Origin of the sequence: Ancylobacter tetraedralis (assembly GCF_014195655.1) — a bacterium.
Classification (GTDB): domain Bacteria; phylum Pseudomonadota; class Alphaproteobacteria; order Rhizobiales; family Xanthobacteraceae; genus Ancylobacter; species Ancylobacter tetraedralis.
On sequence record NZ_JACICD010000003.1, the window covers coordinates 493,110 to 507,982 of the forward strand.

A 14,873-nucleotide genomic window follows, 5' to 3' on the forward strand; every position below is an offset into this window, starting at 1 on the left:
CCGTCGCGCGGTCAGTCCGCCCCCTCCGGCTCCTCATAGAGTTCCAGCGGCAGCCCATCGGGATCGGCGAAGAAGGTGAAGCGCCGCTCGGTGTAGGGATCGAGGCGTATCGGCTCGACGACAACGCCAAGCCGCGTGAGCCGCTCCACCTCCGCCGCGAGATCGGATACCGCGAAGGCGAGATGGCGCAGCCCGCACGCCTCCGGCCGGCTCGGCCGCGGCGGTGGATCGGGAAAGGAAAACAGTTCGATCCGCGCATTGCCGGCGTCGAGGTCGCATTTCCACGACGAGCGCGCCGCCCGCCAGGCCTCGTGCAGCACGGCAAAGCCCAGCACCTCCACATAGAAGCGCTTCGAGCGTTCATAGTCGGAGCAGATGATCGCTATGTGATGGACGCCGCGCATGGGGGCGAGGCTAGCGCGACCGGGTGCCATCGCGCCAGCCCGGATGCGGCGGGCCTCGATCAGCCGGTCACTCGTGCGCGGACGGCGCGGGCGGCCTTGGCGAAGTTCAGTGCCAGTTGCGGCGGGCGGTCCTTGCGATAGGCCACGACCAGCCCAACGCGCGGCTCGGGCGCACGGACCGTCCGAAACGCTACGCCCGGCACGTTGAGCTGCCCGAGCGAGGCGGGCACCAGCGACACGCCGAACTCGGCGGCGACCAGTGACAGGATGGAGGCGATCTGCGGGGCCGGCTGGCCGAGCCTTGGCTCGAAGCCGACCGCGCGGCAGGCGGCGAGTGCGGCATCATGCAGGCTGGTGCCGACCGAGCGCGGTGTAAGGATGAGCGGATCCTCCTTCAGCCTCGTGAGGTCCAGCGGCTCCGCCCCCCGGGCCTCGGGATGGCCGGCCGGCAGCGCCGCCACCAGCGGCTCCTCCATGAGGCTCTCCTCGCGCAGGTCCTGCGGGTCCGATTCGGCGGGGCGCAGAATGGCGACATCCAGCCGCCCTTCCACCAGGCTGGAGAGCAGCACGAAGGAACTGGCCTCCTCGATCCTGAGCTCGACATCGGGATAGGCGCGGCGGAACGCGCGGATCGCCGCCGGCACCAGCGGGTTGAACGCGGCGGTGCCGGTGAGGCCGACGCCGAGTTGGCCGGTTTCGCCGCTGGCCGCACGCCGCGCGGATCGGATCGCGACCGTGGCCTGATCGGGCATCGTCGCCACGCCCGCGCGAAACGCCCGGCCAGCCTCGGTCAGCTCGGCCCCGTGCGCCACCCGATGGAACAGCTGCGCGCCGACTTCCCTCTCCAGATCCTTGATCTGCGAACTGAGCGGCGGCTGGCCGATGCCGAGGCGCGCCGCCGCCCGGGTGAAATTGCCTTCCTCGGCCACGGCCAGGAAATAGCGGATGTGGCGCAGCTCCATGACCATACCCATCCCATACCTTTTGCAGATGACAAACGTCATTTCCATATATTGGACGGATGCCGGCGGCGTGGCTATCTCCCTGTCGAAACAGGAATGGCCTCCGATGTGCCCACCCGCGATAGCTGCCGAGACGACCGCCCCGACCTCCCTCGCCCCCTCATCCCCGACGATTGCGCTCGACGCCTCGATCGACACGTCCCGCCCCGGCTTCGCGGCGGGTGCGTCTGCTGGCTGGATCCGCAGCGGTACGGTTGCCTATCGCCGTGCCGGGCTCGCGCTGTTCCTCGCCGGATTCGCGAGCTTCTCCCTGATCTATTGCGTGCAGCCGCTGCTGCCGGCCTTCGCGCACAGTTTCGCGCTCAGCCCGGCGGAGAGTTCGCTGGCGCTGTCGCTGACCACCGGGCTGCTGGCCCTTTCCATCGTGCTGGCCGGGGCTTTCTCGCAGATGCTGGGCCGGCGCGGGCTGATGTTCGGCTCCATGCTGCTGGCGGCGCTGCTCAATCTCGCCGCCGCGCTGGCGCCGAGCTGGCACGGGCTGCTGGCGGCGCGCGCGCTGGAAGGCTTCGTGCTCGGCGGCGTGCCGGCGGTGGCCATGGCCTATCTCGCCGAGGAGATCGAGCCCAGCCATCTCGGCAAGGCGATGGGGCTCTATATCGGCGGCACCGCTTTCGGCGCGATGATCGGCCGGGTCGGCATGGGGCTGATGACCGAGTTCGCCTCCTGGCGCGCGGCACTCGGGGTGCTGGGCGTGCTGTGCATCCTCTCGGCTGTCGGCTTCCTGCTGCTGCTGCCGCGCTCACGCCATTTCGTGCCGCAGCGCGATCTCAGCCTGAGCTTTCACCTCTCCGCCTGGGCCGGGCACCTGCGCAATCGGGCGCTGCTGCGGCTTTATGGAATCGGCTTCCTGCTGACGAGCATCTTCGTCACGCTGTTCAACTATTCCACCTTCCGGCTCTCCGGCGCACCCTACCATCTCAGCCAGACGCAGGTGAGCATGCTGTTCCTGGCCTTCGGCTTCGGCATCGTCTCGTCATCGCTGGCGGGCAGCCTGGCCGATCGCTTCGGCCGTCGGCCGCTTGTGGTGGCCGGCTTCCTGATCATGCTCGCCGGCGTGCTGCTGACCATGGCATCGCCGCTTGTCGCCATCGCCGGCGGCGTTGCGCTGGTGGCCACCGGCTTCTTCATCGGCCATTCGGTGACGAGCAGTTCCGTCGGGCGGCTCGCCGGCCTGTCAAAGGGCCATGCCGCCTCGCTCTACCTGTTGTTCTACTATATCGGCTCAAGCGTCACCGGCTCCATCGGCGGCTGGTTCTGGGAGCATGGCGGCTGGGTTTCCATTGCCGCCCTCACCGGTGCGCTGGCGCTGGCCGGCGCGGGGCTGGCGCTCGGCCTGCCAGCACTGGCCGAGTCTGGCAGCCCCAAAGCTTACAACCCCAAATCTTCCAGCCCCAAGTCTTCCAGCCCCAAGTCGTGCCGGCCCGACGCGCGCGGCAGCATGTGAGGCTCTCCGCGAACCTCACGGCCGCGCGCTGGCCGGGAGCTTGCGATTGTCCCGATCCCGCGCTTTTGAGGCGCGCCGGCGCTTCCACCGAGGCGGAAATCGCGGCAAAACGCGTGCATGGATATTTTTCACTGGGTCGCCGTTGTTCTGTCGACCATGCTGGGCCTCGGCATCGCCCGGCTTCTCTCGGGCTTCGTCATCGCCTTCAAGTCGCGCCATCGCGGCGGCATTGACTGGCTGCCGCTATCGGTAGCCGGCATCGTACTGGGAGAAATCCTGCAGTTCTGGTGGGCGCTGGCCGAACTCGCCACGCGGCCCGGCTGGAGCCTGGGCGATTTCAGTTTCCTGGTGCTGCTGGTGATGCTGCTGTTTCTCGCCGCGGCGCTCATCGTGCCTACCGACACCGATGTGACCAACCCGTCCGAGGCCTTCGCCCGGGATGGTCGCTGGGCGCTGCTGCTGCTCGCGCTCTATCACGGGGTCGCCATCGCCGCGAACGGGTGGTTCTGGAACAGCCCGTTGCGCTCCGTGGGAACGCTGCTGGTGGCATCGCTGGCGGTAACGAGCGCCGCGGGCGCCCTCATCCCCGGCCGAGCGGCGCAGTCGGCCGTCGTCATTGTCTATTGCGTGCTGGCCGTGACGGGCGTGATCATCCTCTCGCCCATCCGCTACTAGAGCACTTTCCGCGTGATCAGTTGGAGCATTTCAAGACGCGAAAGTCGATCACCTCTCGCGGGAAACGCTCTGACCCGAGGCGTCGGCGCGCGCGACGGCGGGATCGCCGGGAGGAGCGCCATCAGGCGGAGCGGCGCCGCACCGGACAAAAGGGCCGCGCGCGGCGGCCCTCTGTCGACAGGATTGCGGAGTTTCAGGATTTCGGCATCAGCACGGCGTTGATGACATGCACCACCCCGTTGGACTGGAGCACGTCCGGCGTCTCGATGGTGGCGGTGTGGCCGGCCTGATCGACCACCACCCATTTGCCCATCTTCTCCTCGACAGTGAGCGTCTGCCCCTCCACCGTCTTGAGCGTGGCCTTCCCGCCGTGCTTCATCGCGTCCGCCTTGAGGTCGGCGGCCGTCAGCCGTCCGGGCACGACGTGATAGGTGAGGATCGCCGTGAGCTGCGGCTTCATCTCGGGCTGGACGAGCTTGTCCACCGTGCCGGGAGGCAGCTTGGCGAAGGCGGCATCGGTGGGCGCGAACACCGTGAAGGGCCCCTTCCCGTTCAAGGTATCGACAAGGCCGGCGGCCTTGAGCGCCGCCACCAGAGTCTTGAGATTGCTGGCCTTGGCGGCATTCTCGGGGATCTTCGCGTCCGACATCATCGACGCGCCACCGACCATCACGGTGGTCGCGGCCAAGGCCGGGACAGCGATGACCGGTGCGGCGATGATCAGGCCGGACATGATGGCCGTCAGGGCGAGGTTCGTCAGCTTGAGCGTCATGGGACGTCTCCTGTGAAGACCATGCGTTCTGCAGGGTCGTCAGCTCTACGAACCCCGCGCGCCGGAGGCTCAGTCGATCAGGCGTTCGTGATGCGGGTCGGGTGAAAGCGGCGCGATTGGCAAAGAAGAGCCGGGCCGATCCGCCGCGGCGTCGGGAGGCGTCGCAGGTGCATCCCTTGGGCAGGGCAGATAGCGGGGGGCACGGTGGCGAAGCAGGTTGCACCGCAGCGGCCGGCAGTCGCTATGCCCGGAAAGGGCAATCGAAAGATGGGAGGCGAGCCCGACGACGTCATCGCGGAGAATGGCCGCACGCGCGGCTCAGACGCGCGCATTGCAAGCGATCATCTTCGGGCGACAGGCGCCATAAACCGCGCCGCGGGCGGGGCGCCGGAAAGGCAAGGATCAGCCGCGGGCTTTGCCACGGGTCGGGCTGGATGCGGCGCGCTCGGCTGTCGCGTCGCTGGCTTCCTTGGCGAGGCGAGCCTCGCGCAGGCGGGCCGTCTTCGCATCGCGACGGACCGTTTCCTGCTCGACCATTCCCATCGCGACGCGCGAAATGGAATCGGCCTTGGTTTCGGACGGTGTCGGCCGCGGCTTGAACGGATTGTTCTCGATCTTCTTCGCCATCGCTCCAATCCCCGACATGAAAAAAGGCCGGGTTACCCCGGCCTTCCCAAAACTGCCTCGACGATCGGTGCCAGTACATCCGTGGTCAAGGACCGGAGGCAATTCCTCACGCGGCCTTGATGTTGCCCGCGGACTGCTTGCCGGTGCGGCGGTCGGACTCGATGTCGAACGACACCTTCTGACCATCGCTGAGGCCAGAGAGACCAGCACGCTCCACGGCGGAAATGTGGACGAACACGTCCGAACCACCATTGTCAGGCTGAATGAAGCCGTAGCCCTTCTGCCCGTTGAACCACTTCACGGTTCCTGTCGTCATGACGATACCTTTTTAATCGACATAGAAATTCAATCATTCACGTTGCCGCGAATGTCACGTAAGCATCGATTTGAGAGGAAGTTCGCCACGGCGCCGGAGCGCAAACAAAATTCAACGTGCAGATCGATTGGGATACTATACAGCTAATCGCCAGTATTACAAGCCCATAGTTGGCCTATTTTGGTTCGGAGGGCCTCACGGCGGCAGCGCCCGGAGCACCGCGGCCGAGCAGGGGCTTCTTCTTCGGCGCGGCAATGAGACCATCGCGCACGGCCTGCTTGCGGGCCGCCTTGCGCGCCCGACGAATGGCCTCGGCGTCTTCGCGATTGCGGCGCTCGGAGGGCTTCTCATAGGCACGCCGGGCTTTCATCTCCCGAAAAATACCTTCACGCTGCATCTTCTTTTTGAGAACGCGCAGCGCCTGGTCGACATTATTATCCCTCACTAAGACCTGCAAAGCATTTCCGATCATGGGCTTCTCGGCGAAGCCGTTTCAACCTCGCGGCGATATTGCCGGAAGCTTTCTCAATATGGACCTTTCCGCGCAATATTGAAATGCCGCTCAGGGATCGGCAAGAATTGGCGTTGGCCGCGCCGGTGCGGGTGCGCGAATTCGATCGTTCCACATCGCGGCAACGCCGGCGGGGACGCGGTTTATTTGGAGCCGCACGCCGATCTCGCGAGTGTCGCGAAGGATGAACCGGAACGCGCGCGCCGGGCGGATGCACCCGCGCGATACCCGGCCATCCCGATCCTGTCATGCGGCCATTGGCGTTGGCGAAGCCCGCCCATCTCGGCTAAGCAGGATCGGCCACACGCGATCCTGAGCCGCGCCCTCATCCTGGATGTCGACGGAGTTGGAATGACAGACGCGCAGAACGTGAAGCAGCGTTTCATCGAGGATTTCGCCGCCCGCCATGGCCTTGGCACCGACGCTGTCGAGACCCTGCTGCGCGCCGTGGCGGCGGGCGGTGGCACCATGGCGCAGTTCAGCCATCCGGAGCTGGGCGGCATGGGCCAATGGTCGCGCGGCGGCATGATCATGGTTGGCGACATGTTCAACCAGGGCCTCAAATATCGGGTCGACACGCTATGCACGGAGATTTCCGATGCGCTGGCGCAAAATCCCGCGCTCGGCGCCGAGCCCGGGCTTTACGGATCGGGCGGCGTCTCCGGCGCGGGAAACTGGTGGCCGGCCGAATTCGGCAGCCCGAGCTCCTCGGGCGCGCAGAACGACCTGCGCTACGCGTTCTTTCCCGGATCACGGCGTCTGGTGATCGAGAAGGCCGGCGCGCAGGCGATCTATGATACCGGCGAGCATATGATTTCCGGCGTGTCGCAGCAGCAGGGCAGCGACCAGTCGCTCCGTTTCTCCAGCCAGTTCGGCACGGTCTGGCTCTCGGCGCTGCCGCGGATCGACAGCCATTTTCGCGAGAGCGACGCCCGGCACGACAACCTGGAGCAGGAGAGCCGCTGGAACGCCGCGCCGGCACCGATGGCGGACACGGCGCCTGCGAGCGTGCAGCCCTCCCCACCCGCCATCGCACCCGCCGCGCAGACTGCCCAGCCTGGCGCGCGCGGCAGCGACGACATCTTCGCGATGCTTGAGCGCCTCGCCGACCTGCGGTCCAAGGGCATTCTGTCCGAGGAGGAATTCGCGACCAAGAAAACCGAGTTGCTCGCGCGCCTGTAGACGGCCCCGCAGATAGACGACCCCGCAGACATCGTCAGGACAGGACACGCGACATGTCCGCGGACGCTCTCGCAACCCGCGCGGATATCTGGCTGTGGTACGCGCGTTTCGTGAAGACGCGCGCTTTGGCGGTCGAGGTGATCGAGCGCGGGCGCGTGCGGCTGACCCGCAGCGGCCAGCAGACCCGGCTGGACAAGCCGAGTCGCGCCGTGCGGCCCGGCGACGTGCTCACGATCGCCCTGCCCCACCGCGTCGTGGTGGTGCGAATAGAGGCGTTGCCGGAGCGACGCGGGCCTGTGGAAGAGGCACAGGGCCTGTACACGCTGCTCCAGGAGCCTGTGTGAAAAACCCTCGGGAGCGCCGCCATCCCGTCCGCCGCCAGCGGCGAGGAGCGGAGATCTTCCATCGAGATACCATCCTGATCCCGGCTATGGCCTGCGGTCCTTCCCGGGTGACTAGGTGGAAGGGCTTCCGAACAGGCTCTGAAGTCACGCACGCCTGACGATCGGGCGCGGCAGATGGATCCGCTGGCTGGCACGGGAACAGCAGACCCGACGCGGCCCGTCTCGGGCCTGCGGATGGGGACATTCATCGATCGAGAAGAACAGGCCGTGCCCCACTGCCCCGACCGAAAGGCGCAGGAAGGTGCAGGCGCATGATGCATATCGCACGCTCAGCAGCAGCCTCGCGCGGCGAGTGATTCGCACAAGGAGGCGCGAGGCGGGACGCAGATCGGGAATACAATCGGGCCGCGCGAAGCCAAGGCTAACAAGCTGCCGATCGCCCTTGATGGGGAGACAGCCGAATGGGTTGCGGCGAACCACAGGATGCAGGCCACGCGGTCAAAGCGCGCGTACCGCCCTGAGACGCCCGTCTTCACGGCGATTGGCCGGATCTCGGGTCCAGGGGCTCCGCCATCCCGTGGCGGGCATCAACGTCTCGGCAGGTCCCGGCGCATATCCGCGGACGCCGGGAAAATCGAGCGGCGCCCCGCCGAATGCCTTCGAGCATGCGGCGGGGCGGGCTGTCGATCCTGCGTCAGGCGGGGCGGATATCCCCGGCCGACTGCTTGCCCGAACGGCGATCGGTCTCGATTTCATAGGAAACCTTCTGACCATCGCTGAGGCTCTGCAGGCCGGCGCGCTGCACGGCGCTGATGTGCACGAACACGTCCTGCCCGCCCTGATCCGGCTGAATAAAGCCGTAGCCCTTCTGTTCGTTAAACCACTTCACGGTACCGGTCGCCACGAAACTTCCCCTAGATTGACTGTCTTGCCATCGTCGCTCGGTGTCGAGCTTGGCTACCGATCTAGCATAGATCGCGGCGCAGGCACCATGCCTCTCCCACTGTCGATGGCCCGCAAATGTGCGCGCTCCGCCCTGTCCGGCGCGGATCGTTGCGGTGGGCGGGGCGCCAGCGCCCCCAGATGCGTCGCGCGCAGGTATGGAAAGTGCCCGTTGAGCGAGGCGCGTTCGCGGGACAATTGGCGAGCGAGCCCCGATCGGGGCGAATCGTCCACACCCCCGCCACCGCCAGAATTCCCGGCGCGACCGCGTCCACGCGCTGGCGTCAGGCGGGGCGGGGCGGCGTTCCGGTGATCCGCTCGTGGATCCGATGGCAATGGCGCACCAGCCGGGGCAGGCCGGCCAGATGCCGTTTCAGTGGCGTCTCGATGGGGTAGAACAAGATGTTGGCGATAAAGCCGTAAATGGCGGCATCCGCGCTGCCGGGTTCGCCACCGAACAGGAAACCGTGATCCGGCAGCAGGCCCTCGATCGCATCGAGATCGGCGATTCCCCGGGCATAGGCCTGCGGCGGCTCAAAACGACCGATTCCCTGATAATGGTAGCGCTGCTCATTGTAGCTGCGGGCACGGATCAGATCGTCTTCGGTGAGGGAGGGATGCTGATCGCGCAGCGCCGCGCTGAAAGCCGGCCAGAACGCCTCGTCCTTCCATCGCGAATAGGACATGACCCAGTAGAGATCATCCAGCGTGCGCCGCAACATGACGCCGGTTTGCCGTTGTGCAAGCGACAGCCCCGCATCGAGATCGGCCCCGTGCCGCCGCGCCACATGGTCGATGATGGCATCGCTGTCGCCGATGACCGCGTCATCATCCGTGATGTAAGGCAACTGGCTGCGCGGGGCCGCCGATGCATCGAAGCTATGGCGATGGACGAACGGCACGCCCGCCAGCCTGAAACAGGCGAAGACCTTCAGCCCGTATCCATTGTTATCGGCGACGCCGAACAAGGCAGGATAGGAAAAGAGGGTGATCATGCCTGCCCCCGGGAGAGAATCCTGGCCTGAGCATCCGCCCCGCTCGACCTCTCGGCAGCCGAGGCAGCCGTGCGCGGCTCGCGCTCAGCTTCGCACAAATCGGCGACATTGGCGCCACGCTTTCCATCAATCGTCACGACGGCGGATGCCGCGCCGCGCGCCGCGATGGGCCTGCCCGTGCGCCGCGCCTCGCGGGGCCTCGCGAACCGTCACGCACCCGAATCGGCGGGATGAAGCCGAGTCCCGGTCGCATGGCGCAGGCACGATCGCGCCGGCTCCCTCAGGCCCTATCCGGAAACAGGCGCTTGCTGAGGATGGCATGGACCCCCCAGTTGCCGTCCACCACCTGGGTGATGCCGAAATCGACGGCCGCCGACATCAGCGCGATGGCCTCGTCCTCGCTCAGGCCCTTGGTGGTCATGAGGAAACGCCGCACCTTGCGGAAGGCGTCGCGCATGGCAAGATCGAGCGAGGATTTCGCATAGACCTCGCTTTGGCCGTTGGCGCCGAATTCCGCGAGATAGTTGGGGTGGCTGAAGCCGGTCAGCACCCAGCTTTCGGGGGTCTCGATCAGAGGATAGGTCAGGTCGGCGAGCACGGTGCCGGCAATGTCGGCCTTCTTGTGCAACACGACCCGGAAGGTTCCGGTCATGGAGCACTCGATGGCCGTTCCGGACAGTTCCCCATCGCCCTGCGCGGCATGTGGATCGCCCACCGAGAGCAGCGCCCCCGGAACCGATACCGGGAGGTAGACCGCCGCGCCCTTGCCGAGCCGCCAATTGTCGAGATTTCCGCCGAAATAGGCGGGGGGAACGGAATCCACCAGTTCCGCCTCGCGCGGGGCCACCGCGATGACGCCGAAATGCGGCCGCAGGGGGATGCGCACGCCCTCCAGCACATTGCGCCGGGGCAGAATCGTCTCCGGCTTAACCAGCACGCCGGGATAATCATACAGCGCGTGCCGCGTGCCGGACGGATCGGTCTGGGGCTCCCAGCGATAGGAATGGATGGCCCGCGCGTGGGGCTCGTCCGTCGCCGTGAAAATCTCGTAGATCGTCACGGTCTCGCGCGGGTGCGGTTCGTCGAGAAACTCCGAATAGTGAAATCCCCACCAGGCCGCGACGCTGCTGCCGAAGACCCGGCCCGCGTGATCGGGGTGGCAGGAGGGGCGCGGTTCGATGTCGAGGATGCGCACCTCCAGCACATCGCCGGGCTGGGCGTCGCGCACGGCGATGGGCCCGGTGCAGATATGCACGCCGAACCCCTCGCCGGCGCCCCGGCCGAACACCGATGCGTCCAGCGGCCCGGCGCCGCGCCGGTCCACCGCCTTGGAGCCGGACGTCCAGTGGAAGACGCTTTCCGCGCCGGGATCGCCTTCGATCATGCGCTCGGGATCATCCGAGGCATGCTGCGTCAGCGTCTCGATCGTGACGATGTCACCCGAGGCGATCTCGATCAGCGGCTTCAGGGAGCGGCTGAAATAGCCCCAGTGAATGTTCTGGGCGTTCACCGGCAGGTAATGGCGCATCGGCGCCTGCGGGGTGCGCTCGGGCCGCGCGGCTCCACCCGGCGCCACGATGCGGCGCGTGTCGGGATCGGCCCGGGTCTGGCGCGCGCGCAGCTGGGCGAGAGCCTCCTGTGGCCAGCCGCGCTGGCCATTGGGCAGGGTCGCCTGGCTGTCCCGCGTGGCCTCGCGCCGGCGCAGTTCACGCGGCGGCAGGCCGAAGCGCTCGCGAAACAGCCGGCTGAAATGGGCGGAATCGGAGAAACCGTAGCGATAGGCGATTTCCGAAATGGGAACGGCCGCCTCCGCCGCGTTGGCGAGATCATGCCAGGCGCGTTGCAGCCGGCGCTCGCGCACATAGTGGCTGAAGCTCTCGCCGGTGCTCTCGAACAGCTTCTGCACATAGCGTTCGGAGATGCCCTCGGCCTGGGCCACCTCGGCGACCGAAATATCCTCCCGGCCAATGCTGCGCTCGATGATCGCATAGAGGCGCTGGAGCAGAGCCGCGCGGCTGGAGGAGGGATCGGCCGTCGTCGTCACCAGCTCGGCGGAAAGCTGGAGCAGAAGCTCGGCCACGCTCTGCGCGACCGCCTCCCATTCCGGGTCGGAGAGCCGGTCGAGCGCGCCCACCGCCGCGCCCGTGGTGCCGGCGAGAATGCCGGCCAGCCCTTCGGCGGCGAAGACGCGGGGCGGACAGGCCGCAAGCGAGGGGGCCTTTCGCCCACGGAAGGCCTCCGGCACCACCGAGAGCACGATAGCGCGCAACCCGCGCTGGAACTGCAGCTGCCAGTCGCTCTCGCGCGGGGCGAGGATGATCTGCCCGGCCCGCACGATCTGCTGCTCGTCGCCCACGGTCAGCACCGCGCTGCTGTCCACCGGCAGCACGAGCAGCGGCAACCCTCCGCGTGCGGGCAGCGAACGCAGGATCGGGGCATCGGCCGACACCCTGCCCAGACGCACGCCGGCGGAGGAAAGCCGCCACAGCGCCGTGGCCTGCACCGGCGCGCCGCTGCGCGAGCCCAGGCATTCAAGGCCGAAACCGCGTAGCACATCCTGCCATGCACGCTCGCGCACATCGCCGGAATAGGATTCGCTCGTGAACGGCTGCGCGCTCATGGTTCCGACCTTGGCATCGGAACCATTCAGGCAAGAATCATGCCTTGCCCGAGCCACCGCGGCGGGCCCCGGGGGTCAGCGGCCCGCGAACAGGCTCTTGCGGATCGTGCCGGTGACGCCCCAATTGGCATCGACCACCTGCGTCACCGCGAAGTCGGCCGCCACCGACATGAGCGAGATCGCCTCGTCCTCGGTAAGCTTCTGCGTGGTCATCAGGAAACGGCGCAGCTTGCGGAAGGCGTCCCGCATCGCGCCATCGAGGCTGGAGCGCTTGAGGATTTCGCTCTGGTGGTCCGGACCAAGCTCGGTCAGATAATTGGCGACGCTGAAACCGTAAACCGACCAGACATCATCATTTTCCAGCAGCGGATGGTTCAGCCCCTCGAGAACCGTGCCGTCAAGGTCGGCCTTCTTGTGCAGGATGAACTCGAATTCGCCGGTGAGCGAAATCTCGATGGCCGTGCCGGACAGTTCGCTGTCGCCCTGCGAGGCATGGGCATCGCCGCAGGAAAACAGCGCCCCCGCCACCGCCACGGGGTAGTACATCCGCGCGCCCTTGGCGATGCGCCAGTCATCCATGTTGCCGCCGGTATAGTTGGGCGGAATGGTGGAGACGTAATCCGCCTCGGCCGGCGCCAGGCCCATGGTGCCGAAATGCAGCCGCGCGGGCACCTTGATGCCGGAAAGGATGCCCTCCTTCTTGACGACCGTTGCATGGTCGACCCGCACGCCGGGATAATCGATGGTGGGATGGACGATGCCGTCCGGGTCGGTCTGCGACGTCCAGAGATAGGAATAGAGCGCCGTCACCGATGCTTCGCCCATGTCGAGCTCGTAGATGGTCACGACCTCGCGCTTCTTCGGCTCCTCGATCAGGTCGTTATACTGGAAGCCCCAGTTGGCCGAAGGGTTGGAGCCGAAGAAGCGCCCCTTATAGGCCGGGTTGGCGCTCGGGCGGGGATAGGTATCGATCACCCGCACCTCAAGAACGTCGCCCGGCTGCGCGCCCTCGACCGCGATGGGGCCGGTGAGCAGGTGAACGCCGAGCCCCTCGCCCGCGCCATGGGTGAACGGCCCCTCGGTGGCGCCCGCCCCGCGGCGGCGCAGGGTCTTCTCATCCTTGGTCCAGAGGAAGATTTTCTCGGCAGCCGGATCGCCGGCGATCATCCGCTCGTAATCATCATTGGCGTGGTGGGTGATGCTCTCCACCGTGACGCTGTCACCCGAGCGGATGGTGAGCACCGGCGCCAGCGTTCGGCTGAAATAGCCCCAGTGAACGGTTTCCGGCGTGGCGGGCAGATAATGCTTGGTCATGTCGGGCCTCTGATCTGACACGGGTGGTCCGGCCGCCGCGCGAGGACGGGCGACGCACCGCTATTCGGCGTTCATGGTGCTCAGGAACCGGGCGGTGAGCGGATGGCTCGGGGCCCGCAGGACCTGTTCGGCCGGCCCTTGCTCGATCACGGTTCCCTCGGCGAGAAACACGATGCGGTCCGCGACTTCGCCGGCGAAGCGCAGCTGGTGGGTCGAAATGATCATGGCGAGCCCCTCCTCCACCGCGAGGCGGCGGATAACCTCCAGCACCTCGCCCACCAGTTCCGGGTCGAGCGCGGAGGTCGGCTCGTCGAGCAGCAGCACGGCGGGACCGGGCGCCACGGCGCGGGCGATGGCGACGCGCTGCTGCTGGCCGCCGGAGAGATGACGCGGCAGCGCATCGGCACGATGGGCAAGGCCGACACGCTCCAGCAATTCCTGCGCGCGCCGGTCGGCCTCAAGGCGCGACAGGCCCTGCACCCAGCGGAGGGGGCCGGCAATGTTCTCCCTGGCGGTGAGATGGCCGAACAGGTTGAACTGCTGGAACACCATGCCGACCCCCACGCTGGCGCGCATCTGCGCGATGCCGCGTGGGGAGAGCGGGCGCCCCGCCTCGTCACTGCCGAGCCGGCGGCCGCCGACGCGGATCGCGCCGTCCTGCCAGCCCTCCAGCCGATTGATGCAGCGCAGCAGCGTGCTCTTGCCCGATCCGCTCGGACCCAGCAGCGCGACTACCTCGCCGGCGCGCACCGAGAGGTCGACCCCCTGCAGCACGGGCTGGGTGCCATAGCTCTTGCGCAGGCCCTGCACATCCACCGCGACATTGTTGCCGGCCAGACGCCGGGCCCGCGCCGCGCGATCCAGCGGCGCGCTGGCCTGCGGCGGCCGCGCGGCCTTCGCCGATGCCGGCGGCAGGGGATCGGCGACGATGTCGGCGAGGATCTCCGCCGCGACATCGGGCGGCGTCGCCACCGCCACGGCGGCCGGCTGGGCACGACCGGGCATCAGCGCGCGCAGGAAGCGGGCAAGCTGCTGCTTCGGCGGCGGCCGATCAAGGTCCAGCAGCATCTCGACGACGATCTGGATGGCCGCGATGGCCCCGGTCAGGATCAGGTAGATCAGTCCCGAGGCGAAAAAGACGGAAAAGAAATCGAAGGTCGCCGAGGCGAGCTGCGTCGAGCGCAGCGTCAGCTCCTGCACGGCCACGACCGAGGCGAGCGAGGAATTCTTCAGCGCGCTCACCGCCTCGTTGCCGAGCGCCGGCACCATGGAACGGATGGCCTGAGGCGCGATCACCCGGCGCATGATGGCCGCCGGCGTCATCCCCAGCGCCTGGCCCGCGCTCACCTGCCCGCGATCGACGCCGATCACGTTGGAGCGGAGGATCTCGGCGATGAAGGGCGCCTCGTTGAGCGCCAGGGCGAGCCCGGCCGCCGCGATGGCCGAGAGCTTGATGCCGATCATCGGCAGGGCATTGTAGCAGAACACCATCTGCAGGATCAGCGGCGTGCCGCGGAAGATGATCGAATAGGTACGCGCGACGATGGCGAGCGTCCGAAACCGGCTGAGTTGCATAGCCGCCAGCACGACGCCCATGGCCAGGCCGCCGAGCAACCCGAGCAGCGTGATCAGCAGCGTGTAGCCCACCCCGTCGATGAGGTACGGCATGCGCAGATAGTGCAGGAAAAGATCCATGGGCCTCATC

The 14,873-nt window shown here is 67.2% G+C and carries 15 protein-coding genes; 4 read left to right on the forward strand and 11 right to left on the reverse strand.

Annotation, left to right across the window (positions count from 1 at the left end; genetic code table 11):
* Positions 1-11: 11 nt before the first annotated feature.
* Positions 12-434, reverse strand: coding sequence for an SMU1112c/YaeR family gloxylase I-like metalloprotein (gloA2, locus tag FHS55_RS10800; protein WP_246340023.1), 423 nt, complete (start codon positions 432-434; stop codon positions 12-14).
* Between the two features lie 29 nt (positions 435-463).
* Positions 464-1,366: a LysR family transcriptional regulator gene (locus FHS55_RS10805; protein WP_183189820.1), complete on the reverse strand. Its 903-nt coding sequence runs from the start codon at positions 1,364-1,366 to the stop codon at positions 464-466.
* Between the two features lie 106 nt (positions 1,367-1,472).
* Between FHS55_RS10805 and FHS55_RS10810 the strand changes: the two genes are divergently transcribed.
* Together FHS55_RS10810 and FHS55_RS10815 are read left to right on the forward strand one after the other, a co-directional pair.
* On the forward strand, positions 1,473-2,870 hold the full coding sequence (locus FHS55_RS10810; RefSeq protein ID WP_183189735.1) for an MFS transporter: 1,398 nt from the start codon (positions 1,473-1,475) through the stop codon (positions 2,868-2,870).
* A gap of 117 nt (positions 2,871-2,987) precedes the next feature.
* The gene (locus FHS55_RS10815) at positions 2,988-3,545 is read left to right on the forward strand and encodes a hypothetical protein (protein ID WP_183189736.1); all 558 of its coding nucleotides are present in this window, start codon (positions 2,988-2,990) and stop codon (positions 3,543-3,545) included.
* A gap of 193 nt (positions 3,546-3,738) precedes the next feature.
* On the opposite strand, the gene FHS55_RS10820 is transcribed toward FHS55_RS10815, so the two are convergent.
* The 4 genes from FHS55_RS10820 to rpsU form a co-directional block, all read right to left on the reverse strand.
* Positions 3,739-4,317 (reverse strand): fasciclin domain-containing protein, encoded by a 579-nt coding sequence (locus tag FHS55_RS10820; RefSeq protein WP_183189737.1) that lies wholly within the window; start codon positions 4,315-4,317, stop codon positions 3,739-3,741.
* A gap of 402 nt (positions 4,318-4,719) precedes the next feature.
* Positions 4,720-4,944 (reverse strand): hypothetical protein, encoded by a 225-nt coding sequence (locus FHS55_RS10825; RefSeq protein ID WP_183189738.1) that lies wholly within the window; start codon positions 4,942-4,944, stop codon positions 4,720-4,722.
* A 106-nt stretch (positions 4,945-5,050) separates the two neighbouring features.
* Positions 5,051-5,260, reverse strand: coding sequence for a cold-shock protein (locus FHS55_RS10830; RefSeq protein WP_183189739.1), 210 nt, complete (start codon positions 5,258-5,260; stop codon positions 5,051-5,053).
* A gap of 175 nt (positions 5,261-5,435) precedes the next feature.
* Complete coding sequence (gene rpsU / locus FHS55_RS10835) at positions 5,436-5,717, reverse strand: 30S ribosomal protein S21 (protein WP_183189821.1); 282 nt, start codon at positions 5,715-5,717, stop codon at positions 5,436-5,438.
* A 405-nt stretch (positions 5,718-6,122) separates the two neighbouring features.
* On the opposite strand from rpsU, the gene FHS55_RS10840 reads away from it, so the two are divergent.
* Both FHS55_RS10840 and FHS55_RS10845 read left to right on the forward strand, forming a co-directional pair.
* Positions 6,123-6,953 carry an SHOCT domain-containing protein gene (locus FHS55_RS10840; RefSeq protein WP_183189740.1) on the forward strand — a complete coding sequence of 277 codons (831 nt, stop codon included), beginning with the start codon at positions 6,123-6,125 and terminating at the stop codon, positions 6,951-6,953.
* 53 nt (positions 6,954-7,006) lie between these two features.
* Positions 7,007-7,297, forward strand: coding sequence for an RNA-binding S4 domain-containing protein (locus FHS55_RS10845; RefSeq protein WP_183189741.1), 291 nt, complete (start codon positions 7,007-7,009; stop codon positions 7,295-7,297).
* A 694-nt stretch (positions 7,298-7,991) separates the two neighbouring features.
* Here the strand turns inward: FHS55_RS10845 and FHS55_RS10850 are convergent.
* The 5 genes from FHS55_RS10850 to FHS55_RS10870 form a co-directional block, all read right to left on the reverse strand.
* The gene (locus FHS55_RS10850; RefSeq protein ID WP_183189742.1) at positions 7,992-8,201 is read right to left on the reverse strand and encodes a cold-shock protein; all 210 of its coding nucleotides are present in this window, start codon (positions 8,199-8,201) and stop codon (positions 7,992-7,994) included.
* 322 nt (positions 8,202-8,523) lie between these two features.
* Complete coding sequence (locus FHS55_RS10855) at positions 8,524-9,234, reverse strand: glutathione S-transferase family protein (RefSeq protein ID WP_183189743.1); 711 nt, start codon at positions 9,232-9,234, stop codon at positions 8,524-8,526.
* Between the two features lie 280 nt (positions 9,235-9,514).
* Positions 9,515-11,854, reverse strand: a complete 2,340-nt coding sequence (locus tag FHS55_RS10860; protein ID WP_183189744.1) for an acetamidase/formamidase family protein — start codon at positions 11,852-11,854, stop codon at positions 9,515-9,517.
* Between the two features lie 75 nt (positions 11,855-11,929).
* Complete coding sequence (locus tag FHS55_RS10865; RefSeq protein WP_183189745.1) at positions 11,930-13,168, reverse strand: acetamidase/formamidase family protein; 1,239 nt, start codon at positions 13,166-13,168, stop codon at positions 11,930-11,932.
* 60 nt (positions 13,169-13,228) lie between these two features.
* Entirely contained in the window at positions 13,229-14,863 is a 1,635-nt protein-coding gene (locus tag FHS55_RS10870) for an amino acid ABC transporter permease/ATP-binding protein (RefSeq protein WP_183189746.1), read from the reverse strand.
* Positions 14,864-14,873: the final 10 nt, after the last annotated feature.

Excerpts from the sequence above, each read along its gene's own strand:
- gloA2 (WP_246340023.1), bottom strand. The coding sequence starts at position 434 with ATGGCACCCGGTCGCGCTAGCCTCGCCCCCATGCGCGGCGTCCATCAC.
- FHS55_RS10805 (WP_183189820.1), bottom strand. The coding sequence starts at position 1,366 with ATGGAGCTGCGCCACATCCGCTATTTCCTGGCCGTGGCCGAGGAAGGC.
- FHS55_RS10810 (WP_183189735.1), top strand. The coding sequence starts at position 1,473 with ATGTGCCCACCCGCGATAGCTGCCGAGACGACCGCCCCGACCTCCCTC.
- FHS55_RS10815 (WP_183189736.1), top strand. The coding sequence starts at position 2,988 with ATGGATATTTTTCACTGGGTCGCCGTTGTTCTGTCGACCATGCTGGGC.
- FHS55_RS10820 (WP_183189737.1), bottom strand. The coding sequence starts at position 4,317 with ATGACGCTCAAGCTGACGAACCTCGCCCTGACGGCCATCATGTCCGGC.
- FHS55_RS10825 (WP_183189738.1), bottom strand. The coding sequence starts at position 4,944 with ATGGCGAAGAAGATCGAGAACAATCCGTTCAAGCCGCGGCCGACACCG.
- FHS55_RS10830 (WP_183189739.1), bottom strand. The coding sequence starts at position 5,260 with ATGACGACAGGAACCGTGAAGTGGTTCAACGGGCAGAAGGGCTACGGC.
- FHS55_RS10840 (WP_183189740.1), top strand. The coding sequence starts at position 6,123 with ATGACAGACGCGCAGAACGTGAAGCAGCGTTTCATCGAGGATTTCGCC.
- FHS55_RS10845 (WP_183189741.1), top strand. The coding sequence starts at position 7,007 with ATGTCCGCGGACGCTCTCGCAACCCGCGCGGATATCTGGCTGTGGTAC.
- FHS55_RS10855 (WP_183189743.1), bottom strand. The coding sequence starts at position 9,234 with ATGATCACCCTCTTTTCCTATCCTGCCTTGTTCGGCGTCGCCGATAAC.
- FHS55_RS10860 (WP_183189744.1), bottom strand. The coding sequence starts at position 11,854 with ATGAGCGCGCAGCCGTTCACGAGCGAATCCTATTCCGGCGATGTGCGC.
- FHS55_RS10865 (WP_183189745.1), bottom strand. The coding sequence starts at position 13,168 with ATGACCAAGCATTATCTGCCCGCCACGCCGGAAACCGTTCACTGGGGC.
- FHS55_RS10870 (WP_183189746.1), bottom strand. The coding sequence starts at position 14,863 with ATGGATCTTTTCCTGCACTATCTGCGCATGCCGTACCTCATCGACGGG.